This is a genomic window from Colwellia maritima, from assembly GCF_022669015.1.
GTDB classification, from domain to species: Bacteria; Pseudomonadota; Gammaproteobacteria; order Enterobacterales; family Alteromonadaceae; genus Colwellia; species Colwellia maritima.
The window spans coordinates 112,772-136,496 of the sequence record NZ_JAKKSL010000001.1 but is presented as its reverse complement, the minus strand read 5'-3'; the positions used below and the strand labels follow the sequence as shown (position 1 = coordinate 136,496).

At 36.8% G+C, this 23,725-nt stretch carries 20 protein-coding genes and 5 pseudogenes; 15 read left to right on the top strand and 10 right to left on the bottom strand.

The window, feature by feature from the left end:
• Positions 1 to 6 precede the first annotated feature (6 nt).
• Together L3081_RS00680 and ubiK are read right to left on the bottom strand one after the other, a co-directional pair.
• Positions 7 to 1,007: pseudogene (locus L3081_RS00680) on the bottom strand (alpha/beta fold hydrolase).
• A 131-nt stretch (positions 1,008 to 1,138) separates the two neighbouring features.
• Complete coding sequence (gene ubiK / locus L3081_RS00675; RefSeq protein WP_242285423.1) at positions 1,139 to 1,399, bottom strand: ubiquinone biosynthesis accessory factor UbiK; 261 nt, start codon at positions 1,397 to 1,399, stop codon at positions 1,139 to 1,141.
• Between the two features lie 256 nt (positions 1,400 to 1,655).
• Between ubiK and rep the strand changes: the two are divergent.
• A pseudogene (gene rep / locus L3081_RS00670) lies at positions 1,656 to 3,675 on the top strand (DNA helicase Rep).
• A 35-nt stretch (positions 3,676 to 3,710) separates the two neighbouring features.
• On the opposite strand, the gene ubiB reads toward rep, so the two are convergent.
• The 3 genes from ubiB to ubiE form a co-directional block, all read right to left on the bottom strand.
• The gene (gene ubiB, locus L3081_RS00665) at positions 3,711 to 5,372 is read right to left on the bottom strand and encodes a ubiquinone biosynthesis regulatory protein kinase UbiB (protein ID WP_242282755.1); all 1,662 of its coding nucleotides are present in this window, start codon (positions 5,370 to 5,372) and stop codon (positions 3,711 to 3,713) included.
• Positions 5,369 to 5,977 (bottom strand): ubiquinone biosynthesis accessory factor UbiJ, encoded by a 609-nt coding sequence (locus tag L3081_RS00660; protein ID WP_242282754.1) that lies wholly within the window; start codon positions 5,975 to 5,977, stop codon positions 5,369 to 5,371. The genes ubiB and L3081_RS00660 overlap by 4 nt, the downstream gene beginning before the upstream one ends.
• A 111-nt stretch (positions 5,978 to 6,088) precedes the next feature.
• Complete coding sequence (gene ubiE, locus L3081_RS00655; RefSeq protein ID WP_242282753.1) at positions 6,089 to 6,880, bottom strand: bifunctional demethylmenaquinone methyltransferase/2-methoxy-6-polyprenyl-1,4-benzoquinol methylase UbiE; 792 nt, start codon at positions 6,878 to 6,880, stop codon at positions 6,089 to 6,091.
• Between the two features lie 546 nt (positions 6,881 to 7,426).
• Between ubiE and L3081_RS00650 the strand changes: the two genes are divergently transcribed.
• From L3081_RS00650 to L3081_RS00615, 8 genes and pseudogenes are all read left to right on the top strand, one after another.
• A complete protein-coding gene (locus L3081_RS00650) occupies positions 7,427 to 9,406 on the top strand; it encodes a methyl-accepting chemotaxis protein (RefSeq protein WP_242282752.1) in 1,980 nt (659 codons plus the stop codon).
• Between the two features lie 457 nt (positions 9,407 to 9,863).
• A complete protein-coding gene (locus L3081_RS00645; RefSeq protein ID WP_242282751.1) occupies positions 9,864 to 10,838 on the top strand; it encodes a DUF1852 domain-containing protein in 975 nt (324 codons plus the stop codon).
• 80 nt (positions 10,839 to 10,918) lie between these two features.
• Positions 10,919 to 11,948: pseudogene (locus L3081_RS00640) on the top strand (methionine synthase).
• Positions 11,949 to 12,313: 365 nt separating this feature from the next.
• Positions 12,314 to 13,143, top strand: a pseudogene (locus L3081_RS00635) (sulfite exporter TauE/SafE family protein).
• A 176-nt stretch (positions 13,144 to 13,319) separates the two neighbouring features.
• A complete protein-coding gene (locus tag L3081_RS00630; RefSeq protein WP_242282750.1) occupies positions 13,320 to 14,201 on the top strand; it encodes a LysR family transcriptional regulator in 882 nt (293 codons plus the stop codon).
• A 112-nt stretch (positions 14,202 to 14,313) separates the two neighbouring features.
• Positions 14,314 to 14,520, top strand: a complete 207-nt coding sequence (locus L3081_RS00625) for a ParD-like family protein (protein ID WP_242282749.1) — start codon at positions 14,314 to 14,316, stop codon at positions 14,518 to 14,520.
• Positions 14,513 to 15,295, top strand: a complete 783-nt coding sequence (map, locus tag L3081_RS00620) for a type I methionyl aminopeptidase (RefSeq protein ID WP_242282748.1) — start codon at positions 14,513 to 14,515, stop codon at positions 15,293 to 15,295. Before L3081_RS00625 ends, map begins: the two co-directional genes overlap by 8 nt.
• Positions 15,296 to 15,398: 103 nt before the next feature.
• Complete coding sequence (locus L3081_RS00615; protein ID WP_242282747.1) at positions 15,399 to 16,283, top strand: IS982 family transposase; 885 nt, start codon at positions 15,399 to 15,401, stop codon at positions 16,281 to 16,283.
• Between the two features lie 158 nt (positions 16,284 to 16,441).
• Here L3081_RS00615 and L3081_RS00610 read toward each other — a convergent pair whose 3' ends face one another.
• From L3081_RS00610 to L3081_RS00595, 4 genes are all read right to left on the bottom strand, one after another.
• Complete coding sequence (locus L3081_RS00610) at positions 16,442 to 17,242, bottom strand: hypothetical protein (protein ID WP_242282746.1); 801 nt, start codon at positions 17,240 to 17,242, stop codon at positions 16,442 to 16,444.
• Positions 17,242 to 17,661 carry a hypothetical protein gene (locus L3081_RS00605; RefSeq protein ID WP_242282745.1) on the bottom strand — a complete coding sequence of 140 codons (420 nt, stop codon included), beginning with the start codon at positions 17,659 to 17,661 and terminating at the stop codon, positions 17,242 to 17,244. The genes L3081_RS00610 and L3081_RS00605 overlap by 1 nt, the downstream gene beginning before the upstream one ends.
• A gap of 4 nt (positions 17,662 to 17,665) precedes the next feature.
• Positions 17,666 to 18,427, bottom strand: a complete 762-nt coding sequence (locus L3081_RS00600; protein WP_242282744.1) for a hypothetical protein — start codon at positions 18,425 to 18,427, stop codon at positions 17,666 to 17,668.
• Positions 18,428 to 18,630: 203 nt separating this feature from the next.
• Positions 18,631 to 19,044, bottom strand: a complete 414-nt coding sequence (locus L3081_RS00595) for a GFA family protein (protein WP_242282743.1) — start codon at positions 19,042 to 19,044, stop codon at positions 18,631 to 18,633.
• A gap of 364 nt (positions 19,045 to 19,408) precedes the next feature.
• On the opposite strand from L3081_RS00595, the gene L3081_RS00590 reads away from it, so the two are divergent.
• Both L3081_RS00590 and L3081_RS00585 read left to right on the top strand, forming a co-directional pair.
• A complete protein-coding gene (locus L3081_RS00590; protein ID WP_242282742.1) occupies positions 19,409 to 19,666 on the top strand; it encodes a hypothetical protein in 258 nt (85 codons plus the stop codon).
• A 310-nt stretch (positions 19,667 to 19,976) separates the two neighbouring features.
• Positions 19,977 to 21,254 carry a hypothetical protein gene (locus L3081_RS00585; RefSeq protein WP_242282741.1) on the top strand — a complete coding sequence of 426 codons (1,278 nt, stop codon included), beginning with the start codon at positions 19,977 to 19,979 and terminating at the stop codon, positions 21,252 to 21,254.
• A 636-nt stretch (positions 21,255 to 21,890) separates the two neighbouring features.
• Here the strand turns inward: L3081_RS00585 and yihA are convergent.
• Positions 21,891 to 22,507: pseudogene (gene yihA / locus L3081_RS00580) on the bottom strand (ribosome biogenesis GTP-binding protein YihA/YsxC).
• A gap of 237 nt (positions 22,508 to 22,744) precedes the next feature.
• On the opposite strand from yihA, the gene L3081_RS27800 reads away from it, so the two are divergent.
• From L3081_RS27800 to L3081_RS00565, 4 genes are read left to right on the top strand one after another with little or no spacing between them, the layout of a single operon-like run.
• Positions 22,745 to 22,933, top strand: coding sequence for a c-type cytochrome (locus L3081_RS27800; protein ID WP_338027048.1), 189 nt, complete (start codon positions 22,745 to 22,747; stop codon positions 22,931 to 22,933).
• Between the two features lie 4 nt (positions 22,934 to 22,937).
• Positions 22,938 to 23,168: a c-type cytochrome gene (locus L3081_RS27795; protein ID WP_338027047.1), complete on the top strand. Its 231-nt coding sequence runs from the start codon at positions 22,938 to 22,940 to the stop codon at positions 23,166 to 23,168.
• A 1-nt stretch (position 23,169) separates the two neighbouring features.
• Positions 23,170 to 23,352 (top strand): c-type cytochrome, encoded by a 183-nt coding sequence (locus L3081_RS00570; RefSeq protein ID WP_242282740.1) that lies wholly within the window; start codon positions 23,170 to 23,172, stop codon positions 23,350 to 23,352.
• 11 nt (positions 23,353 to 23,363) lie between these two features.
• Entirely contained in the window at positions 23,364 to 23,696 is a 333-nt protein-coding gene (locus L3081_RS00565) for a c-type cytochrome (protein ID WP_242282739.1), read from the top strand.
• The last annotated feature ends 29 nt before the right edge of the window (positions 23,697 to 23,725 follow it).

The window sequence follows — 23,725 nt, the reverse complement described above, 5'->3', positions numbered from 1 at the left end:
AACAACTCATGATACGCTCCTGCTACTACCAAAGGTTTTCCGCCGGGGCATGATTGAACGTGTGACTGATGTAGTTGCTTGGCAAAAATCATTTTGTGCTTGGTTATTAACAATCTTGTCATCACCCGCTTGGATCACTAACGTCGGTGTTGTTATTTTATCAATATTTGAAAATATTGTATCAAGTGCCTTGAGTGATTCATTTAACCATTGCACGGTGACACCACCAAGTTGAATAGCAGGTGTTTGGTTATATAACTGAGCAAATTTCTCAAAACGTAAGGCGGAATGCATCAGCGGATTATTGGCAAAATCGGTAAGTGTGCCCGATTTTTGATCAAAATCTTTTTGGCCAAAAAAGTACCACGGCGTCTCATCAAACCACTCATTAAGTTGTGCTGAAGTGCTAATTATTGATCTAGCAATAACATCAGGAATACCGCCACTTTTAAAACCTAGCATAGGCGACGATAATACAGCCGCTTGAATTTTACCTGGGTAGTCTTGTAAAAAACGGGCCGCAATAGCTCCCCCATAGAATGAGCTAATAAGTACGGTTTATAAGTGTTGTCACCAAGGGTACAGTGTGGGGTGACAATACTTTCAATAAAAATAGCTAAATCATCAATATAAAATTGAAAATCTTCTACATACCCTTTGTGTGAGTTATTAAGTGCCCGTTCTGATAAGCCTTGGCCACGATGATCAATAATAAAAAGATCATAGCCGAGGTTGTATAAATCAAAGCTTAATTCTTTGTATTTCAAATAAGCTTCACTTCGGCCTGAAGAAATAACGAGGCATTTTCTTGGTAAACGGGTTGTGTTTGCAAGATCGGATGCTGATTTTTCGTCTTTGTGACTAAATGCCGCATAGTTAATACGTGTGTTTTTTACACCACTAAAGTGCGAAAACTTACCTTGTTGCCAAAAGTCAGCGATTTCGTCACTGTAGCGGGAGGTTAGCTGTGACTCGGTAGTAAAACTGTTTGCACTAGTGTCTGTCATAAATCCAACGATAACAAAGAGAATAAACGCATATTTCAACATGAGATTTTTATGTTTTGAGTGTTAGTAACGAGTGGCGATAATAAACTTAGACAAAGTGGTATTAGGGTATTCATCACTCGAAATTTTTGTTACTCAACAGTCCCTTGGTTTGCTTCTATTTCAGCTAAACGTGCTTCAAGTTCAGCCAATTTTGTACGTGTTTTAATTAAAACTTGCGTTTGTACGTCAAATTCTTCACGGGTTACAACATCGAGTTGAGATAATTTTCGTTGTAATACGGTTTTAGTTTTATCTTCAAAATCGTTAGCTAAATTTTTCAAACTCGGTGGAATAGCATCAGTAACTTGCTTAGCTATTTCTTCAATTTTTTTGCGTTGATCATATTCAATACCTGGGTTAATACTTGGGTTAATAGTTGAGTTAATACCTAAGCTATTACGTCTTAATTTCACTTGAACACATTGTAACTGTTTTGCTAATGAGTAAAAACAGGTAAAATCAGCATCCGTAAAAATTTAGTCATTTGTGTAACTATGAAGCTTAGTGCAATTTAGTTCAAGCGCGAGAAGAAAGCAGCGTTTACCAGTATAACTAGGTTCTTTTGACCACGTAAATGAGAAAATAGTAATAAGATGAATAGTGACGATGAAACTTAACCCAGGACAAAGCGAAGCGGTAAAATATGTCAGTGGCCCTTGCCTGGTTTTGGCAGGCGCAGGCTCGGGTAAAACAGGCGTTATTTGCCAAAAAATTGCCTATTTAATTCAAAAGTGTGAATACAAAGCACGGAATATTGCCGCGGTAACTTTTACCAATAAAGCCGCCCGAGAAATGAAAGAGCGTATTATCAAAATGCTTGGGAAAGAGTCAACGCGGGGATTAACCGTTTCAACTTTCCATTCGCTTGGGCTAGATATTGTTCGCAGAGAAATTAAAACTTTAGGGTATAAACCTGGGTTCACACTGTTTGATGATCAAGACAGTTTGTCGTTACTAAAAGAATTAACACTCGATGAGCTTGATGGTGATAAAGACTTATTGAACCAACTGCAAAGTAAAATTTCAAATTGGAAAAATGAATTATTATTGCCTGATGCTGTACTTAAAATGGCACATGATGCTGATAGTCAGGAATTTGCCGAATTTTATCAACGTTATCATCAACACATGAAAGCCTACAATGCGCTCGATTTTGATGATTTAATTCTTATTCCTACGTTGTTATTAAAGAATTATCCTGAAGTACGAGAGCGCCGGCGTAGCAAAATTCGCTATCTGTTAGTCGATGAGTATCAAGACACCAACGCAAGTCAGTATGAGTGGTAAAGTTAATTGCCGGCGAACGCGGACGTTTAACCGTGGTGGGTGATGATGATCAATCCATCTATTCTTGGCGTGGTGCAAAACCTGAAAACTTAGTGTTACTAGGTAAAGATTTTCCACAATTAAAGCTAATTAAGCTTGAACAAAACTATCGTTCAAGTGGCCGTATTTTAAAGTGCGCTAATATTTTAATTGCTAATAACCCACATGTTTACGATAAAGCACTGTTTAGTGAGCTAGCTTATGGACCTGAACTTCGAGTTGTTCAAACTAAAAATGAAGAAGATGAAGTGTCGCGTATTATTGGTGAACTAATCGGTCACCGGTTTATGAATCGTAGTCACTATAAGGACTATGCCATTTTATATCGGGGTAATCATCAATCGCGCTTGCTAGAAAAAGCGTTAATGCAAAACCGTATTCCATATAAAATTAGTGGTGGCACCTCATTTTTTTCTCGCTCTGAAATTAAAGATGTGATGGCATACTTGCGGGTATTGGTTAACCCAGATGATGACAATGCGTTTTTGCGGATTGTTAACGTGCCTAAACGAGAACTTGGTCCGGAACACTAGAAAAACTAGGTAATTACGCTAATATGCGGAAAATAAGTATGTTTGCCGCCAGTTTTGAATTAGGCCTAGAACAAACCTTAACAGGCCGTGCGTTAATGAAGATGCAAGCATTTACACAATGGTTAGTGGATGTTGCCGACCAAACTGAGCGTGGTGATACCGCGGCCGTATTACGTTCAATGATACGAGAAATCAATTATGAAGATTTTCTCTATGATACGTCTCCAAGCGCAAAGGCGGCTGAAATGCGGATGAAAAATGTTACTGAGCTGTTTAGTCAAGTAACACAAATGTTAGAAGGCTCAGATGATGAAGAGCCGATGACCTTACCGCAAATAGTAACACGCTTAACTTTGCGAGATATGATGGAACGCAATGAAGAAGAAGACAATAACGATCAAGTCCAGTTAATGACGTTACATGCGTCAAAAGGCTTAGAGTTTCCCTATGTTTTTCTCATTGGTATGGAAGAGGGCTTATTACCGCATCAAACCAGTATTGATGAAGGTAGCGTAGAAGAAGAACGTCGCTTAGCTTACGTTGGTATTACACGTGCACAGCGTGAGTTAATATTCACTTACGCGAGAGAACGCAGACAGTTTGGTGAAGTGTCACGTACAGAAGCAAGCCGATTTTTACATGAACTGCCACAAGACGATTTAAATTGGGAATTAGGGCAAGCGAAAAAGACAGAAGCCCATAAAGAGCAGTCTAATAAACAAGGCATGGCGAGTTTAAGAGCGCAGCTAGCAAAGGGAAAAAGCTAGCCTTAAACAGCATATCTTTATTTATGGGCTGCTATTTATTTATTGATTGAGTAAACAAAGCAAAGTACAGCAGCAATACCACTGATTGACGAAAATAAAATATTACCTTCGTTCAATAGTAATGTTGAGCTAATGATTAAGCCTGCAGCTAACACTCCAAACATTAAGCGTTGATTACTGGCTTGTTGTTGCTGTGCTATTTTCTCCATTAACTGCATTTGTTGCTGTTGACTATCTTTACCTGCTTTTAAATAATCATAAATTAAATCTGGAATTTCAGGCAGTTTTTCATTCCAAAATGGGATGTTGTCTTTGATCTTGGAAAAAACAGCTTTAACGCCCATTTGTTCTTTTACCCAATTTTCTAAAAAGGGTTTAGCTGTTTGCCATAAGTCTAATTGTGGGTAAAGCTGTCTTCCTAAACCCTCAATGTAAAGCAAGGTTTTTTGTAAAAGCACAAGTTGTGGTTGAACTTCCATATTAAAACGGCGTGCTGTGTTAAATAAGTTAACTAACACTTGGCCGAAAGAAATCTCAGAAAGTGGCTTATTAAATATTGGCTCACAAACGGCACGAATAGCAAATTCAAACTCATCTACACTGGTGCTCGCAGGCACCCAACCTGAGTCAACGTGCAATTGCGCTACTTTACGGTAATCACGATTAAAAAAGGCGACAAAGTTTTCGGCCAAATAACGTTTGTCTTCACGATTTAAGGTACCAACAATTCCACAATCTATAGCAATCCAGGTGGGATCAGCAGGATTTGTGGCATCAACAAATACATTACCAGGGTGCATATCAGCATGAAAAAAGCTGTCTCTGAATACTTGTGTGAAAAAAACTTCCACGCCTCGCTCAGCTAATAATTTCATATCAACACCAAGGTCATTCAAGGTGTTAACTTCTCCAACACCTATTCCGTAGATCCGCTCCATGACCAAAACGTTTTTGTTACTGTACTCACTGTAAATCTCGGGAACATAAAGTACTTTGTCATATTCTCGACCTTGTTCAAAATTGCGTTTCAGTTGAATAGCATTAGCACCCTCACGGTTGAGATCTAATTCGTCTAGAATTGTTTTTTTGTATTCAGCGACTACTTCAACAGGACGTAAACGTTTGCCATCAGGTAACCATCGGGCAACAATGGAGGCAATACGAGACATCACCTTAACATCAGCTAAAATAGTCTTGTAAATATCAGGACGAAGTACTTTGATAACGACTTTAGTTTGTTCTTTATGTGAATTGTTTTCTTCAACGGGGTTTCTAATTAATGTGGCTGTATGAACTTGAGCAATGGAGGCGGAGGCAAGTGGTTTGCTGTCAAAATTAATAAAATGTTGTGTGAACATCTCAATGCCCATGGCATCGATAATCAGCTGTTTGGCTAATTCGCCATCAAAGGGGGTGACTTGATCTTGTAATAAGGCTAGTTCATCGGCGAAGTCGGGCGGTAATAAATCACGCCTTGTTGAGAGCATTTGACCAAATTTAATAAAAACAGGACCTAGCGACTCAATAGCTAAACGAAAACGTTGAGCAACAGGCTTTTGTTTATGTTTGTTTTGCAACCAAAATAAAGAGAAACGACCTAGTTTAGCATACCAAGGTAACATTTTTTTTGGCACTAACTCGTCTAATCCATAATGCAAAAATGTTTTAACAATGTGATACAGTCGTTTGTTACTCACGTGTTTGTATGTCCTTTGGTTAATTCGTCTATGCGTTGGGCTATTTGGTCAACCCGACTACAAATTTGGTTAACTTCCAGATTAAAATTGTCAATTTGGCTGCGTGTGACTACTAAGCGTTTTTCATGCACAATATATTCTGATGCATCAGCTTCGATTTGTTTAGCGGTAAATTTAATTTTATCAGTAACTTGTTTGCCAAATTGCATTAGTTTATGGGTTGGCATGTCACCAATATGATCTGCTAATTCACTTTGCCAATCTATATTTAGGCTTTCTGCAAGTCGGGTGAATTGTTGTGCAATTTTTATATCGCCGGTCAAATCGAGTTTATTTTGTTTAATCAATTCGGTTAAGGACTGTTTTGCTTGTAATGCTTGTAAAGTATTTAAACTCGTGTTCACCGTACAATCAGCGCGTTCTGTTAATCCCGATACGATCACTTTGTTGCTACTTACCGTTAAACTGATAGGAAAACTTAACTCAGACAGCATTATAGTCAGTGTTTTTTGTTCTAGTTTTTTTAGATCAATAGGATCTGTATTTAATGATAATACTTTGTTTATCACAAATTCTATTGATGAAAAGAATACTTGCTGCAACATTAAAGTAGCCTTGCCTTGCACTGTTAGTTGTTAAAAGTAGTTGTTAAAAGTACGTGATTAAAGCACATATTAAATTATGTATGATTTAACATGAATAATTAAACCTAACGCTTAAAATTTATAACCTTTATGTAAAGCAACGACGCCACCGGTTAAATTTTTATAACTCGTTTGCTCAAATCCTGCTTCATCCATCATTGCTTTCAATGTTTCTTGATCGGGATGCATACGGATAGATTCTGCAAGGTATTGATAACTACCACCATCTTTCGCGACTAACTCACCCATTTTAGGTAAAATATTAAATGAATAGAAATCATATGCTTTATTTAATAGCTCATGCTCTGGTTTAGAAAACTCTAATACTAATAAACGTCCACCTGGTTTTAACACGCGATAAATAGAACGTAATGCCATGTCTTTATCAGTAACGTTACGTAAACCAAAAGCGATAGTAACAATATCAAAAGTATTGTCTTCAAAGGGTAAATACTGGGCATTGGCTTGTACATATTTTATGTTTTGCACTAAGCCCTTATCACGTAATTTGTCTCTACCAACATTGAGCATAGAGCTGTTGATATCGGCAAGTACAACCGTACCGTCCTTACCTACAAGCTGTGAGAATTTCGCGGTTAAGTCACCTGTTCCACCGGCTAAATCAAGCACTGCATTACCTGGTCGTACACCACTTGCGTCGATAGTAAAGCGTTTCCATAAACGATGTATACCAAATGACATCAGGTCATTCATTACATCATATTGTTTCGCAACCGAATGAAAAACGCCTGCAACCATCGAGACTTTATCTTCTTTATCAACGGTTTTATAACCAAAGTGAGTAGTGTTCTCTGAGGGAGTATTTTGAAGGTCTGATGTTTGATCGTGTTGTTGAACTGCCATTTTATATTCACTAATAACAAAGATTGCCCCTAGTTTACTGTAAGTCGGTAAGAACACCAAATATAGGCTGACTTTTTGTTGATTTAAAACAGTGTGAAGTTGAAAAAATCATTGTATTACCGCTTACTATAATTATTTTTTTCTGTTTTTTGGTAATAAAACAACAGAATTGTAATTTAATTACAAAAAGTGCTTGCACCATTAGAGCATCTACTCTATAATTACAATTGTTCCCCTATGTGAACGATTGTTGTAATAATTGAATATTCTAGCTCTCCTCATAGCTAATCCGCCGGTAGCCTAGCTACCGGTTTTTTTTTACCAAAAATTGCTGTGCTGACTCATAAGTATCATTATATAATTACAACGTTGTCAGACTTAATTTAGACATTTCAAGCCTTATAAATTCAAGGTTTATAGTCGTATTTTAGTACAAGTGAAAAGAATTCAGATTGTTCATTTGAATTTTACTTCTATACTTAGATTTAATCGAAAAAATTAGTAACCCAAATAGTCATCCGTTTATTACCAAAAATTAGGGAACATATGAATATTTCCAACCTGTCTTTTAGAAAGAAAATCTATGCTTTACTCACCCTACCGACGTTAGGATTTTTATGGTTAAGTATCAATGCAATATTTGGCAACGTTACTATTAAAAATGAGATGTCTGCTATAGCGCCGTTAACTGAACTATCAGTGGTTTATAGCGAATTGGTGCATGAATTACAGAAAGAAAGAGGAATGACCGCGGGCTTTCTAGGCTCTAATGGTACTAAATTTGGCAGTAAATTAAAAAGCCGGCGTCAAAACACTAATCAAAAGCGCACTAAAAAAGACAGTTTTTGGTCTAACACCTCCTTTTCCGACAACCGGGTGCTTAAATTAAATTCTGTTATTGAAACATCATTACAAAAATTAACGGCTATACGCCGACAAGTTGATGCTCAATCCATCTCTATTGGGGAAGCTTTAAGTTACTATACTCAATTAAATAAAGATCTATTAAGTGTGGCTATTTTAAATGCTGAAACTAGTTCAGATGCTTTAGTGACCAAAGAAACCATCGCATATTTTAATTTTTTACAGGGTAAAGAGCGTGCGGGCATCGAAAGAGCTGTATTAAGTAATACTTTTGCCGAGGGTAAATTTGGCCCAGGTATGTTTGTTAAATTTGTTACCTTAGTGAGCGAGCAAAAAACCTACTTCGATAATTTTGTGAGTTTTAGTAATGCGAAAAACATTAAATTTTTTACTGAACAACTAGAAAATAGTGCAGTAAAAGAAGTCGAAAAAATGCGTAGTATTGCCTATGCTAAGCAAAATGATTTTAGTATTGATGCTGAATATTGGTTTACCAAATCTACGGAACGAATAGGGCAGCTTAAAAAAATAGAAAGTCAATTAAGTAATGAAATACTCGCCTTAGTTAAAGTAAAGCAAAATGACGCTTTTAACACTATGGTATTCAATATTATTGCGAGTACTTTATTAATTGCGCTAGCACTAATTATTAGTTTTTATATCATTAATGAACTAACAAATAGGGTAAAAAATCTAACGGCAGTATTGTACAAAGTTAGAAATGATAATGACTTAAGTGTGCGAAGTTCACACGAAGGAGAAAGTGAATTAGGTCAAATTTCCCTATCGTTAAATAAAACGTTACATGGTTTTTCCAGTGTTATTAAAGATCTTTCATCTTCGAGTATGGCACTGGCTTCAACATCAGAAGAAACGGCACAAACCTGTGAATACAACTCTAAATCACTTTTTGATCAGCAAAGCGGTATTGCCTTGATTGCCACCGCGATAGAGCAGTTATCTGCTACGGTTAAAGAAGTAGCTAATAGTACTCAGAATACAGTTGCTTCGGCTAAAATTGCCGATGAAAAAGCTAAAAGTGGTTTAAGTACCACACAAAAATCTTATCATTCGATAGAAGCACTCGCGCAAGAAATTGATGGTTTGGCACTTCAGATTAATAGTTTGCATGAAAGTAGCAGTAATATTACCAGTGTTGTTGATGTCATTAAATCTGTAGCAGAACAAACCAATTTACTTGCATTAAATGCGGCGATAGAAGCGGCGAGAGCAGGGGAGCAAGGTCGAGGTTTTGCGGTTGTTGCAGATGAAGTTCGAACATTGGCACAACGCACGCAAGAATCTACCTCTGAAATTGAAAACTTTATTTTATCTCTGCAAAGTGATGCGAATTCAGCGTATAACGTTATTGAAACAAGTCAGAGAAAAGCGGCAGAAGCGGTTGAAAATTCGAAAGGGGTTGAAAATATATTAGAAGAAATCACTCATTCCGTAGGTGATATTTTTGAAATGACAGACCATATTGCAACGGCAATTGAAGAACAAGCTGAAGTAACAAAGGATATCGCTCAGAATGTGGTATCAATTGAAGAAAAATCTGTTGAAACCACAACAGGAGCCAATCAAATATTGGTAACAGCTAGAGAACAGGCAAGGCTAGCGGCATCATTACAAGATATGGCGAGTAAGTTCAAAGTATAGATGAGCGAATTACATTCGTTTATGGATTTTAACTGTGGAACGTCTTTAACTTCAAAAGCAGGCTAAAGGATTGCTCAATCCTTTAGCCTGCAAATAAACCTACAAATAGAGAAGAAAATGTTTTTGGTTATCTGCCAGTATCTAACTAATTGAGCCGAGTTAAGCCGAATTCAGGTTAAATAATTTACGTCGAAATGTCTGATTAAATATCTCTGAGATCAGGCCCCGCATACCATCAAATCTACAAATCAAAGAAACATATGCATATATTTCATGATTCCATGAAATTAAATCAATTTTATTCATGATATAAACCACGTATAAAACACACAGTACTCTTAACGCATGGCAATATTACCGTTAATTTTTAGTTTCCCGCGGAAATTTATTAATAAAGCCCAGAAAGAGCAAAGCATAAACTCAAATTTTAAATCAGACAATTGGATACCAGATAACGATGAATAACGATTTTACCTTTACAATTAAAAGCATTTGTCTCGATGAAGATTATCATCCCTCGGAAAATACTCGCATCACTACTAACTTTGCTAATTTGGCACGAGGAAAATACCGCCAAGCGAACTTACGTAATGCGTTAAAGATGATCGACAACAGCTTTAACGCCTTAGCGCACTGGGATAATCCGCAAGGTGATCGTTACTCTGTAAAACTTGAAATAATTTCCGTTGATATGGATATTGAAGGCAGTGGTCAAGCATTCCCATCTATTGAAGTATTGAAAACAAATGTCGTTGATCATAAAACTAACAAACGCATTGAAGGCATTGTTGGCAATAATTTTTCTTCCTATGTGCGAGATTATGATTTTAGTGTATTACTGCAGGCTCATAATAAAGGACAGTCTAAATTTAGTATTCCAGATAACTTTGGTGAACTGCACGGGAAACTTTTTCAGTATTTTGTAAATTCAGAAGCTTACCAACAAAATTTTAAGAAAACACCCGTTATATGTCTCAGTGTTTCAGATAACAAAACGTATCATAGAACTGAAAATCAGCATCCAGTATTGGGTGTCGAATATCAGCCAAATGAATCATCGTTAACTGAATTATATTTCCAAAAAATGGGCTTGCAGGTTCGTTATTTTATGCCACCAAACAGTGTAGCGCCTTTGGCTTTCTATTTTTTTGGTGATTTACTGAATGATTACACTAGTCTTGAACTGATAAGTACCATTAGCACTATGGGAACTTTTCAAAAAATCTATCGACCAGAAATATATAATGCAAATGCTGCAGCAGGAAAATCTTATCAGCCAAATTTGAAGAACCAAGACCATTCATTAACGCAAATTGTTTATGACCGAGAAGAACGTAGTCGATTAGGTAATGAGCAAGGAAAATTTGCTGAAGAGCACTTCATTAAACCCTACCAAACTGTGCTTGAACAATGGTCTGCTAATTACGCTTAGCCATCACTTTAAAGAATCCAGTTTAATAGCTATGTTCAATACTTTACTTTAAATAACACAAATATACGGCATCATTTACTATGAAAACACTACTACCGACTTCAACAGCAGGCAGCTTGCCTAAACCGGCTTGGCTTGCAGAACCTGAGACACTTTGGTCACCTTGGAAATTGCAGGGTGATGAATTAATTTCAGGCAAACACGATGCTTTACGCTTGTCATTGCAAGACCAACAACAAGCCGGTATTGATATTGTTAGTGATGGTGAGCAAACGCGCCAACATTTTGTAACGACGTTTATTGAACACCTTAACGGTGTTGATTTTGAGAAACGTAAGACCGTTAAAATTCGTGATCGCTATGATGCCAATGTACCAACGGTTGTTGGCCCAGTTAGTCGACAAAAGCCTGTTTTTGTTGAAGATGCCAAGTTTTTACGTCAGCAAACCAAGCAACCGATAAAATGGGCTTTGCCAGGTCCCATGACGATGATAGACACGCTTTATGATGACCATTATAAAAGTCGTGAAAAACTCGCTTGGGAATTTGCCATAATACTCAATCAAGAAGCCAAAGAATTAGAAGCGGTTTGGTGTTGATATTATCCAGTTTGATGAGCCCGCATTTAATGTGTTTTTTGATGAGGTAAATGAGTGGGGCATCGCTTGTTTAGAAAGAGCAATTGAAGGGCTGAAATGTGAAACAGCTGTGCATATTTGCTATGGCTATGGCATCAAAGCGAATACAGACTGGAAAAAAACATTAGGATCAGAATGGCGACAATATGAAGAAGCTTTCCCTAAATTGCAAAAATCGAATATCGATATTATCTCATTAGAATGTCACAACTCCCATGTTCCTATTGAACTACTTGAGCTTATTCGAGGTAAAAAAGTGATGGTGGGTGCTATTGACGTGGCAACTAATACTATTGAAACACCAGAGGAAGTTGCCAATACCCTGCGTAAAGCACTGAAATATGTAGATGCCGACAAGCTCTATCCTTGCACTAACTGTGGTATGGCTCCATTACCTCATGATGTGGCAAACGCTAAGTTAAATGCCTTAAGCGCAGGTGCAGAAATCGTGAGAAAAGAACTTTTGGCTTAACGCTAACCAGTTTATAAAGACTTGTTGAAGGTTATTTTTGAATTATGCATTTTGAATTATGCATATTGAATTATGCAGGGGTAATATCCAATGTTGAGTTTGGTAGCCCAGTGTTCGATCAATGTAGCGCGTTTGTGTTAGTTCAAACAATGTGTATTCGCGACATACCTACATCGACAGACCTTCATAGACATACTTACGTAGACATAATCGTGTGATAATTGTTATATCTCTGTCTATTAAAATCATATTAATAGACACAAAAGTCTATTAATATGACTATCCTCCATTTATTTAAATAACCTGATCTCGGTTTAAGAAATAGCTAAAGCGCGAAAAATTCGACAAAATAGAAGTAGTAATTAATGAATATCATTGAATTTATAACAAATAATCTCTCCACTTTTTTGACATTGGTTACCACAGGAGTTTTCGCAGGAATTTTAGCAGGTTTACTGGGTGTAGGCGGCGGTATTGTTATCGTGCCTGTGCTATTTTTCTTGTTCCAGAGTTTTGGCGTATCACCAGAATCTGCAATGCTAGTAGCTACAGCAACGTCACTAGCCACCATAGTACCTACGTCTATCAGTTCAATACGTTCTCACAACAAAAAAGGGAATGTGGATTTTGATCTGCTAAAACGTTGGGCTGTCTTTATTCTAATTGGTGTGTTGGTGGTAGTTGGTTAGTAACTCGCGTTGAAGGCACATTGCTTACACTATTGTTTGGTGTGATAGCGACTTTATCTGCGTTAAACATGTTGTTCAGAACGGGAAAATCTGCTTTGTTTCAACAATTACCTAACCAAGCAGGACAAACAGTTATGGGCGCATCCATTGGTTTTTTCAGTGCTATGGTCGGTATTGGGGGTGGCACCATTTCGGTCCCATTACTTACGCTATATAACTATCCCGCCCACAAGGCTGTTGGAACAGCGGCTGCTATTGGGTTAATTATTTCACTGCCAGGCGCATTAACTATGTTAATCGTGGGAAGCACACCAACGGATGCACCAGTGGGAACATTTGGTTTAGTTAATCTAATGGGGTTCATTTGTATTGTACCGCTAACGGTATTATTTGCTCCTTTAGGCGCATCACTTGCGGCTAAACTGGATGCCGCCAAACTGAAAAAGATCTTTGCCGTAGTATTGCTTTTAACTGGCTTACGTATGTTGGCACAAATCTTCTTATAATTTGCACTGTGTTATTGGATATAGCTATCAAAAAGAACGGTATTCTTCACACTGTAGAATATGGTGTCGTTTTATTTTGTGCTATTTTCAATTGAACAAGCATAATTGCACTAATACTTTTTAATGAATAAAAACAATATAGTTCCCACATTTGAACAAAAGACTGGAGTTAACGGATGTTAGACAGGATTCATTTAGAAATACTCACTGCAATAAAAGAACATGGAACGCTAACTAAAGCAGCTGATTCACTGCATTTATCCCAATCTGCATTAAGCCACAGTATTAAAAAATTAGAAGGTCAAGTTGCTACACCTATTTGGAAAAAAGATGGCCGAAATCTTCGTTTAACTGTTGCGGGAGAACGTATTCAAGCACTTGCTAATAGAGTTCTGCCTCAGTTTTTGCATACGGAATTATTATTGAATCAGATTTCAAAAGGTGAAATGGGCTCATTACGCATAGGAATGGAGTGCCATCCTTGTTATCAATGGCTACTCAGAGTAGTTGAACCTTACCTTGTGCAGTGGCCAGATATTGATATAGACGTGAAGCAGGAGTTCCAATTTGGCGCTTTAGGCGCATTACTTAGTTATGAGATTGATGTACTTATTACACCAGACCCGCTCTTTAAACCTCAAATAAACTACATCCCCGTGTTTGACTATGAACATAGACTCGTTGTTTCCTCTTCTCACAAACTCGCGAATCAAGATTTTGTATTACCTGAGCAATTAAGCGAAGAAGTACTATTTAGTTACCCTGTTGAGCCAATGAGGCTTGATATTTTTAGTCAATTTCTTAATCCAAAGGGCTCAGTTAAGAAACATAAAATTATTGAAACAACCGAGATTATGTTACAGATGGTAGCTGCCGGCCGAGGTGTTTGTGCCTTACCAGGTCGGCTAGTAGATGAGCATGCAAAATCAATGGCAATCAAGAGCCTTCGTTTTGGAGAGCAAGGTATTGGTAAACAAATCTTTGTCGGTATTCGCAAAGACGAACAACAAATTGGCTACTTAAACGACTTCATTAATCAAGCTAAAAAAACCAAATAATTAATGCAACCATAGGTAAATTTGGGATCTCATCATAAAAGGTAGACGGCTGAATTGACATTTTATTGTACGGTGTATATGATTCGTATACGATTAATATACGGAACGTATAATGGGAATAGTTAAAATATCTGATGAATTGCATGATGAAATCAGGAAGTCGAGTAATGTTATGTCTAGATCAATTAATTCACAGGCTGAATTTTGGATAAAAATGGGAATGCTTGCCGAGTTAAATCCAACACTTACCTTTCATGAAATCATTAAAAATCAATTGCTAAAAGAAAATCTTACTATTGCGGATCTTTTACATGAATAAAACCATGATAAAGACTGAAGCAGAAATTGATTTCATGAGAGAGTCTGGCAAGCTTTTAGCTCAAGTATTTAAAATGCTTGATGACTCCATCTGTGAAGGTATAACAACACTAGACATTGACACCAAGGTTGAAAGTTACATTGCTAATGAATTAAATGCTCGACCCGCGAGTAAAGGGCAATATGGTTATCAGTATTCCCTCAACTCATCGGTGAATGATGTGGTATGCCATGGTGTACCCAATGATAAGTACCCTTTAAAAGCCAAAGATATCGTAAATATTGACATTACCTTAGAAAAAAATGGTTTTATCAGTGACTCAAGCAAAATGTATACTTTTAGTACAACAAGCGCAGAAGCTAAACGTTTAGTTAAAACCACCTACGAAGCTATGTGGAAAGGTATTAAAGTAGTAAAACCTAAAGCTACGCCGGGCGATGTTGGTTATGCCATTCAAAAACATGCAGAATCTGCGGGTTATAGTGTTGTTAGAGAATATTGCGGTCATGGTATTGGTACAGAAATGCACGAAGATCCGCAAGTTCTCCATTACGGAAAACCTCATTCGGGTTTAGCGTTAGAAGCGGGAATGACTTTCACTATAGAACCGATGATCAATCAAGGTTCAAAGAAAATCAAAACTAAAAAAGATGGTCGGACAGTTGTTACACGGGATAAAAAACTTTCTGCCCAATGGGAGCATACCGTTTTAGTTACAGAAACGGGTTATGAAGTGCTAACCCTTCGCGAAGATGAAATGTTTTCGGGAAGCTAGATAACCTCAGCTCGGGATAAGAATAAATTAAATTGAACTAAGTGCCCGTTCCACGATCCGATCTTTCGACCAAGAAAAAACAGAAAGATAATAAGGAACGGGCATGAACAAACTAGTTGAAATATTCTGTGATGTCGATGATTTTTGTCGCGTATTTATTCCACAATGGGAAAAACAATTAATTGCTGATGGTAATATAAAGCGAAATCGCCCCTGTCGTATGACGATGAGCGAGGTGATCACTATCCTTATTGCTTTTCATACATCAAATCATCGCGACTTTAAAAATTATTATAAAGGTTATATCGCTAAATTTTATCGTTCTCACTTCCCTAGTTTATTGAGCTACACTCGATTTTTAGAGGTAATGCCTAAAGCTATCGTTCCTCTTTCTAGCTATTTTTCCATACTCAAGGGTGAATCTACAGGTATTGAATTCATTGACTCTACGAGCATAAAAGTATGCCATAACCTACGAATACCTAGACACAAAACATTTGACGGTATAGCCGAGCGAGGCAAAGGAACAATGGGTTGGTTTTATGGGTTCAAACTGCATTTAGTCACCAACTTTAGGGGGGAAATAGTTGATGCTAAATTAACGACTGGCAATGTGCATGACACCAAGCCTGTGTTTGCGTTAGCTAAAAACCTCAAAGGAAAGTTATATGCTGACAAAGGTTACATCAGCAAAAAATTAACCGCCGATTTAAAGGAAACGGGTGTTGACTTGATAACAACTGTTCGCAGTAATATGAAAGCAAAAGCGATGTCGTTATGGGATAGAGCCATGCTATCTAGACGGTTTATTATCGAGACGATAAATGATCAATTAAAGAATATTTCTCAAATAGAGCATTCTCGTCATCGCAGTCCTAATGGTTTTATGTTGAATTTACTTGCGGGGTTAGTGGCTTATTGCCTTAAAGAAAATAAGCCAACCCTTAATATTAATGACGTAGAGAAGAATGCTATGGTTAGGGCTTAACCCGATCTGAGGTTAGATACTATTTTCACATCAAGTTTCAAGGTTTTATTTAAGCTCATAGCGAACGTTACGCTAATCCGTTTTTATGACTTTTCTGTGCGCATTCCGGACATTAGCATTTGATTTTTTCAATTTATCCAACAAATTTATCATATTTGTTAATTTACGCTATGCTCAATAGACTGCTCTTGAGGTAATTCATCAAGATAAACAGAGGCAATAATGCGCTCTTGTGATTCAAGCGCATGTTTAGCCCACTTTTTATATTTATGAGATAGGTCAACCCGGTGTGCAAACTCTACTTCTAAAAAGCTATTCTCACTTAAGGGTAAACAATAAAAATCATTGTGAGAGTGGCTGTTGTTTCTGACTTCACTATAAAATATCCAATCCGTTTGATTGAAGCTTTTAATGATGGCAGGTGCTAATGGTTGTCTGCCCTGAAGATCAATAGAAATTGCTACCTGTTCTTCTAGTTCTTCAGGTGTCCATGGACTGGCTCTCTGACTGGAGCGCTCTACTTTTCTTCTCCTAAGCTCTGTATTGGTGCCATCAGGGCCGTAATGGTAATCTATATAAGCTTGGGTCACATAATGTGATAATGCTACCTTATCTAAAACATTAATGTGATTAAGCTGTTTAATGCGTAATTGACAGCTTAACATGCCGTATTCACTACTAGGGAATAAAGCAATGGGTGGCATATACATCCAATTTTTAGTGTAAACATGAACATATTTGTGTTGATCGTATACTTTTGCATGTTCATTAAACCAAGTTAACGAGGTATGTGGGTAATACTTATCATCAGCATTTGGTAAAGCAACAATATTACTATCAGGGATATTAATAGATAGTTGCTTATCTTCTAATAGGAAGCGTCGCGTAATGCTGTGGTGTAAATCAGGCCCACCAACAAAACCACGCCAATAAGCTTTAATGAGTTTGAAGAGATTCATTATATTCTACTGTCACCTTTAGGGAGGGTTTTAATAAATTTTCTGACGATAGTTGATTTTTCTATATTACCTAATAATTGCAGTTGCTCTGCGTAGGTTTCAAGCCCCAAAAAAGGTAAGGTATGCGGGCTAGCGCCTACTTCGTTGCCAAATGTTAATCCCATAAATTTAACTGAACGCGCTAAGCTACTTGATGAAATATCGTTAGTAATATTTGGTACTAGGTCAAAAGGATTATTGCGTATGTTATTAATGGTTAAACCTGCACTGTGCGCCATACGTTTAAGTCGGTCAAGATTAGCGCCCGAGCCATGTATAGCTAATTGTTGAGTGGTTAAAGGTTTACCGTATTTTATACGGTAATGCTCTATGGCAGCACAAAATATAATCGCCCCTTGGCTATGAGCAACCCATTTCACTTTTTTACCTTCTTTGGTTATTTTGCGCCAATACCGCCGCTAGATGTTGGGCATTATGCGATTTACGCCCTAAACGTTTATCAAACACACATTCAGCAGCATCTAGGGCCATATTATCAGTCGGGTTATGAAAGAGCGTGTAGGCTTTTATACCATCACTTTGGTAGGCAGTATCTAAATGGGTCCCCATTAACCATGCCGCTTTTACTACATCGTTTTGCATACCATTAACAGCGGCATGAGCAGTATTCACCTGCGTGGTTGCTTGAGGGGTATTAGTCCAAGCGCCTTGTAGTTCCCTTATGCTTTCTTCGTCCTTGGCTTTATCGTAAGTAGCCGAGGTTTTTCGTGTTACTTCATATAACATGGTTCGCTCTGCTGAAAAAGTGTGTTTTTTACCCTGTAATTGTTCATCAAAGAAAATATCCTTAATGTTAATTTTATTATCTTGATAAGTATATTCCAACAAATAATGATAATTACGAAAAGGGTATTTGGTACGCCATAAACGACGTAACGGGTTGCGACTGTGTTTTAATGAGTTTTTTGCATTAGGGTGTGCGCAAATTTGTTCAATGTCATTTACCACCATATCTTGGTCGTAATCGTTTAACTGAGCCAAGATAGCCAAGGCTTGGCAGGTAAATTTAACTTTATGAAAAGGAAAGTTATGCGCTAACTTTACCCCATAATCGCGGCAGGTATGTGCGTCTAATGCCATAAGCGAATGAGGGGTAATATTTTTATTGAGTTTTGTCCAAGACATACTAAGTTCCGTTTAAGTTGATTCCATTACTGATAGGATATTATCAAACTAATTTCATGTAAAGCTGCAATGTAACCTTATGACGTGGTTTAATGGATTCGACTACCCCAGTTAAGATATATGTAGTTTATCTTTGGAAAGTTGCAGAAGTTATTATGGGGGGGCTGATTAAATTTCCACCACAGCTATTTTTGTAAGTACCACTACTTTACTTCCTTATGAGGAAATTTGTCGTAAGTAGGTGCTTGCAAACGTGCGTCTTCAAGTGAATATTTTTCTTTGTAGAATATCTGTTCTATTTTTTCTACTTCAGGATCCTGATCTAAACAACCCGCCGGTACCAAATACTGTTTTGCGTCACTTGTTTTAAATGGCATACCAGTACCACACTTTTTACAAAACGCCTTATTAAATCCACGACCAGGAACAGTAAACTTTTCAAGTTTATTTTCACCTGAAAGCCATTCAAGATAATTTGCATCAATGAATAGATTTGACGCAAAAGAAGAGCCTGATATTTTTCTACATTGTTGACAAAAGCATGCATACATATTTTTGAAGCGATTGTCTACACGAAATGATACTGCCCCACACAAACAGCTCCCTGATATTTTCATTTTAATTCCTTTTCAATATTAGTGAATAATATCTTCACTAATATTGAATAATAATTTGAAGTAATAATCAATCAAAAAAACACCATAACAAAGGAGTACTCAGGTCAGCCATAATAATTTTTAATCTTGGGTGGTCTAGTTAATTGAAGCAAGGGAGAAAAATTGATAAAAGACATGTTGCATATTTGAAAAACATGGCTAATAGTTAAAGAGTTAATACATACTAACTATTGACATGAGCTTAGCTATATGAAAGGGTAGAATATAATTTGAAAGGAAAATAAGTATATTTAATTATACTTATTGTGTATAATCCGCGCGATTTTATACAAATCAATAAAATTATCAGAGGATAAAAAATATTATGAGTACTTTAATGGGTCTAACTTTGTTAGTAATGGGAATTGCTACTTTAGTCTTTGGTATTCAGGTTTTATCTCATAATAAAGGTGAATATGAGCATAACCATAAGATCACTGGTAATTTAGCTAATGCTATAGCCGGTTCTTTGAATGAAGCCGAAGCATGTTCACCAGACGAAATTTCAAAGGGTTTTACTATTGATACCCGTACAAATGAGCTTGTACCATGTAATCAACTTTCAAGAGAAAGTATTAAATAATTTTGTGAGCAGGCTATCAAAATCCGTAAAAACCGACCAAAGGCGTCTTTAGGCGGTTTTTTTATGCAGTAAATAAAGTGAAATAAATATGAAGTATTTGGGCCGGATACCAAATTTAAGAGGTCGTTTATCATTCTCTACAATAGGGACGAGTACAAAGCCTTATCCTTTCAATAAAAGTCCTAGTTCTGATTTTAATTTCATTTCTCATGACCGCTATCTAAATGATAGCGCAATTCCCCGTATTGTAAGGCAGGTATTTTTTACATTTACATACTCACCTATACGAATATTTTTATTGTTATCTTTCATGGGTACGGCATGGCTAAATGACGCAAAATTATTTTCTAATACCCCGTTAAAGCATTTGATCAAACCATTTTTATTTTTATTTGCGTCGAATTCTTTAGAGAAATTACTTTTTCACAACGGTGATTTTAAGTTTATTTTTATACAAAATAATAAAACATCAAATGAAGACGTTATCCACGGAAAAGTCTTTGTTGTTAACTCAAAAGTAGATCTAAATCAGTTAATAGGCTCTCAAGAAATTAGTGGCGATTTTGGACAATTGATTGATTGTTTTAATAATAATTCTTTGATGCATGCTTCAATAATCCTTCCAAGAGAAGGAATATTAACAATTGATGATGTTTGGTTTGAAAAAATTGATGATAAAAAGTTACGCCGGGTAACCCGAACTGAAGGTTTCGCATTTAATAGCTTTAAAGATGACGCTGTAAGTCAGATATACTATTTTATGAAAGATCTGTGTCACCAACATCAGCACCATGACTCTAAATCAGATATATTACTTCCACTAGTCAAAGGAGATTCTCAGGAGTCTTATAAGGAATTAACTAAAGGAGTCTTAAAGTCCCTCTATCGTACTATATTGAAAATGCGACGAACGCACTCTGAAAATGATTATTATGCCATGAAAGGAATGATGGCATACGTTTCCAGTTTTAAGGAAATTATGGGAAAGAAAAGTGCACTTCGAACAACTCTGTGTGCCTTTTCGACAGAAGGTGATAAAAAGATTTTGTCATCTATTGAAGCTAAAGTAGGGGCACTTCGGGCATTAAGGGAAAGAAAAAATAATTATACAGCTATAGTCCCAAGCGTACTTTCATTATCAGTAGCCTCGATAGGAATTCTATTCGCCTTTTCATCTGTTATCATACTTTCGTTTGCAAGAACTGAAGATAATTTTGCAAAAAACTTTAAAGGGAAACTACCTCTAGATTACGTAGACTATGTTATTCAAATATTAAACCACCCAATAGAAATATTCGTTGTTTTAGCTGCCATATTGCTTGCGTGCTTCTGGATTGTAAGCCCTCATTTTAAAGAGCATAAAATTAGAGCTGATTTAATGCGCTTATGTTACGGATTTAAGAATAAGTATGTTGTTGGTTTAATTATCTTGCTCTCTTCATTTTTCATGATTTATTATGCATTTGCATTGTTGGACTACACGCTTGTTACACAGGCTATTGATAGTCTAAAAAATGCGTTCTTTGAAAAATCCATTACTCTAGTGAGCAATATTATTAAAGGGTTAATTGGCTTAGTTTTTAATTGATTTTGATGCATCAAGCTACTTGGCACTACAAATGAGAATCTGGCTCTAAATGAGAATACCGAGAATATTCTCATTTCCGATGAGATTAATCATTAGCGTATGAATTGATCTATATCAAAATAAATAGAGTATTTATACTATTAATGCTTTACATTTATAGAGTTGTTACTCTATAATTGCTTTGTTCCTAACGGACACTTATTGTAATAATTTATTCTAGCTTCCCCATAGCTTACATGCACCAGTAGCCTTGTTACTGGTTTTTTTTGTCTAAAATTTAAGATAATACCCGTTTCATTAATTAAGAGATGAGTTAATAAACCGTAACTAGCTTTGGGGTCAATGATTCTGAGGAGTTATGTATTGTTTGCTGTTAGTTAACCTCAGCTCGCCTTAATAAATGTTCTTCTAGCCGTTATTTTTACTAACTTCGGCGTTAAATTCACTTGCAATAGCACCCTATAGACGCGTAAATTTGCCTTGCTTATTTTGGGGGCTAAAGTAGTAAAATTATCAAGCTAGAAGTGAGCAAAATTTTTAATGTTTAATTTTTCAACAGGTTAACCATGTCTTAAACCAAGCTCAGGTGAGTTGATTAGCAGAAGAGCGAGTAAAGACAGAACATACTCGACTCTGTTATATAATGTCTGTAGAAAACCAATCACAAATAATAGCGTCTGCTTGTTCTGCTCCGGTGCGTTTTAGCGATGAGAAGGCTTGAACTTTAATGTTGCCATTTAAAGGGGCGAGTATTTTTTTTACCTTGAGTACTTCGGTACTACGTTTCCCTTGAGATAATTTATCGCATTTTGTTAGTAAGGCTAGTACTGGTAGTTCGCTGTCAACAGCCCAATGAATCAAATCCATGTCTAAGTCTTTTAGTGGGTGACGAATATCCATTAATACCACCAAACCTTTAAGGCTTTCACGTTTTTCTAAATATTCCCCTAATGCTTTTTGCCATTTCTTTTTCATTTCTAAAGGGACTTTAGCAAAACCATAACCGGGTAAATCAATTAAACGTTTATTTTCAGCAATTTCAAATACGTTAATTAGCTGAGTTCGACCAGGGGTTTTACTAATGCGGGCTAAACTTTTTTGATTAGTTAGCGTATTTAGTGCGCTAGATTTACCGAAGATTAGAGCGACCAAAGAAAAGCAACTTCAATACCAGTATCTTCTGGTAATTTGCGAATATCTGGGGCGCTGATGGTAAATGTGGCTTTGCTTAAGTGTATAGTGGTTGAAGACAAAGGTGTAACTCTTAATAAAAATATACTGTTATTATAACGTTATTCTTGGTTATTTATTATCAAAATAAACAATAAAAATGCAAAATAGTGTGATTTTATCGGGAAAATTTATCAGATAATGTTACACACAGCACAGATTAGTGTAAAATGCCGTCACTTTTAGGGTTAATTTTAAAATTAAGCCGCAGAAAAATATTACATCATAAATCTAGTTAACAATAAGCAGAGAGCAATTCAATGAAAAAAATAATATTTTCACTTTTGTTAGGAGCAAGTATGTTCAATACAGCGCATGCTGTACAGGGCGATGCTGAAGCAGGTAAGGCTAAATCTGCTGTGTGTGGTGCCTGTCATGGTGCTACTGGCGTGAATCCTAACCCACTTTATCCTAATCTTCTTTGGTCAAAAAGACGCGTATATTGCTAAACAGTTGGCTGATTTTAAAGCGGGTGCTCGTACCGATATGATGATGGCACCAATGGCTGCTAACTTATCAGAACAAGATATGGCAGATTTAGCGGCTTATTTTTCTAGTCTACCACGTGGTGGAGAACAAGCGGCGGCCGTTAGTGAAGATTCTGCAACAGCAACAGCAACTGCTGCCCCTGTTGTTAACGCTGAAGTTGTTACTTCAACGTCAGCGAAAGCTATTTACGGGTGATGTGAAAGCGGGTCAAGAAAAATCGGCAATGTGTGTTGCTTGTCATGGAACTGATGGTAATAGCGTAGTGTCTATGTATCCTAAGCTAGCGGGTCAAAGTGCTAATTATCTTGCTAAACAATTAGCTGACTTTAAATCAGGCGCGCGAGTTGATCCTGTTATGGTTGGAATGGTTCCGGATTAAGCGCAACCGATATGAACGATTTAGCCGCATATTTCGCTGTTCAAAAAAGTACTCCGGGTACCAGTGAAACAAGTGAGGTTGGCCATAAAATTTATTTTGGTGGTGATGTTAACAAAGGTATTCCTGCTTGTGTCGCTTGTCATGGCGTGAACGGTAAAGGTATGGCTCAAGTCGGATTTCCTGCTATTGCAGGTCAAAATGCTGATTACTTGAAAAAGCAAATCACAACGTTTAGAGATGGTAGCCGTGCTAACGATAATAATAATATGATGCGTAATATTGCTATAAAACTGTCTGACAGTGATATTGAATCAGTTGTTAAATATATGTCTTCTCTTAAATAGTAAAATATTGAGTGATATAGTAAGAAAGC

Bases quoted from the DNA above. Each gene is read 5' to 3' on its own strand.
- L3081_RS00660 (WP_242282754.1), bottom strand. From the start codon at position 5,977: ATGTTGCAGCAAGTATTCTTTTCATCAATAGAATTTGTGATAAACAAA.
- ubiE (WP_242282753.1), bottom strand. From the start codon at position 6,880: ATGGCAGTTCAACAACACGATCAAACATCAGACCTTCAAAATACTCCC.
- L3081_RS00650 (WP_242282752.1), top strand. From the start codon at position 7,427: ATGAATATTTCCAACCTGTCTTTTAGAAAGAAAATCTATGCTTTACTC.
- L3081_RS00645 (WP_242282751.1), top strand. From the start codon at position 9,864: ATGAATAACGATTTTACCTTTACAATTAAAAGCATTTGTCTCGATGAA.
- L3081_RS00630 (WP_242282750.1), top strand. From the start codon at position 13,320: ATGTTAGACAGGATTCATTTAGAAATACTCACTGCAATAAAAGAACAT.
- L3081_RS00625 (WP_242282749.1), top strand. From the start codon at position 14,314: ATGGGAATAGTTAAAATATCTGATGAATTGCATGATGAAATCAGGAAG.
- map (WP_242282748.1), top strand. From the start codon at position 14,513: ATGAATAAAACCATGATAAAGACTGAAGCAGAAATTGATTTCATGAGA.
- L3081_RS00615 (WP_242282747.1), top strand. From the start codon at position 15,399: ATGAACAAACTAGTTGAAATATTCTGTGATGTCGATGATTTTTGTCGC.
- L3081_RS00610 (WP_242282746.1), bottom strand. From the start codon at position 17,242: ATGAATCTCTTCAAACTCATTAAAGCTTATTGGCGTGGTTTTGTTGGT.
- L3081_RS00600 (WP_242282744.1), bottom strand. From the start codon at position 18,427: ATGTCTTGGACAAAACTCAATAAAAATATTACCCCTCATTCGCTTATG.
- L3081_RS00595 (WP_242282743.1), bottom strand. From the start codon at position 19,044: ATGAAAATATCAGGGAGCTGTTTGTGTGGGGCAGTATCATTTCGTGTA.
- L3081_RS00590 (WP_242282742.1), top strand. From the start codon at position 19,409: ATGAGTACTTTAATGGGTCTAACTTTGTTAGTAATGGGAATTGCTACT.
- L3081_RS00585 (WP_242282741.1), top strand. From the start codon at position 19,977: ATGGGTACGGCATGGCTAAATGACGCAAAATTATTTTCTAATACCCCG.
- L3081_RS27800 (WP_338027048.1), top strand. From the start codon at position 22,745: ATGAAAAAAATAATATTTTCACTTTTGTTAGGAGCAAGTATGTTCAAT.
- L3081_RS00565 (WP_242282739.1), top strand. From the start codon at position 23,364: ATGAACGATTTAGCCGCATATTTCGCTGTTCAAAAAAGTACTCCGGGT.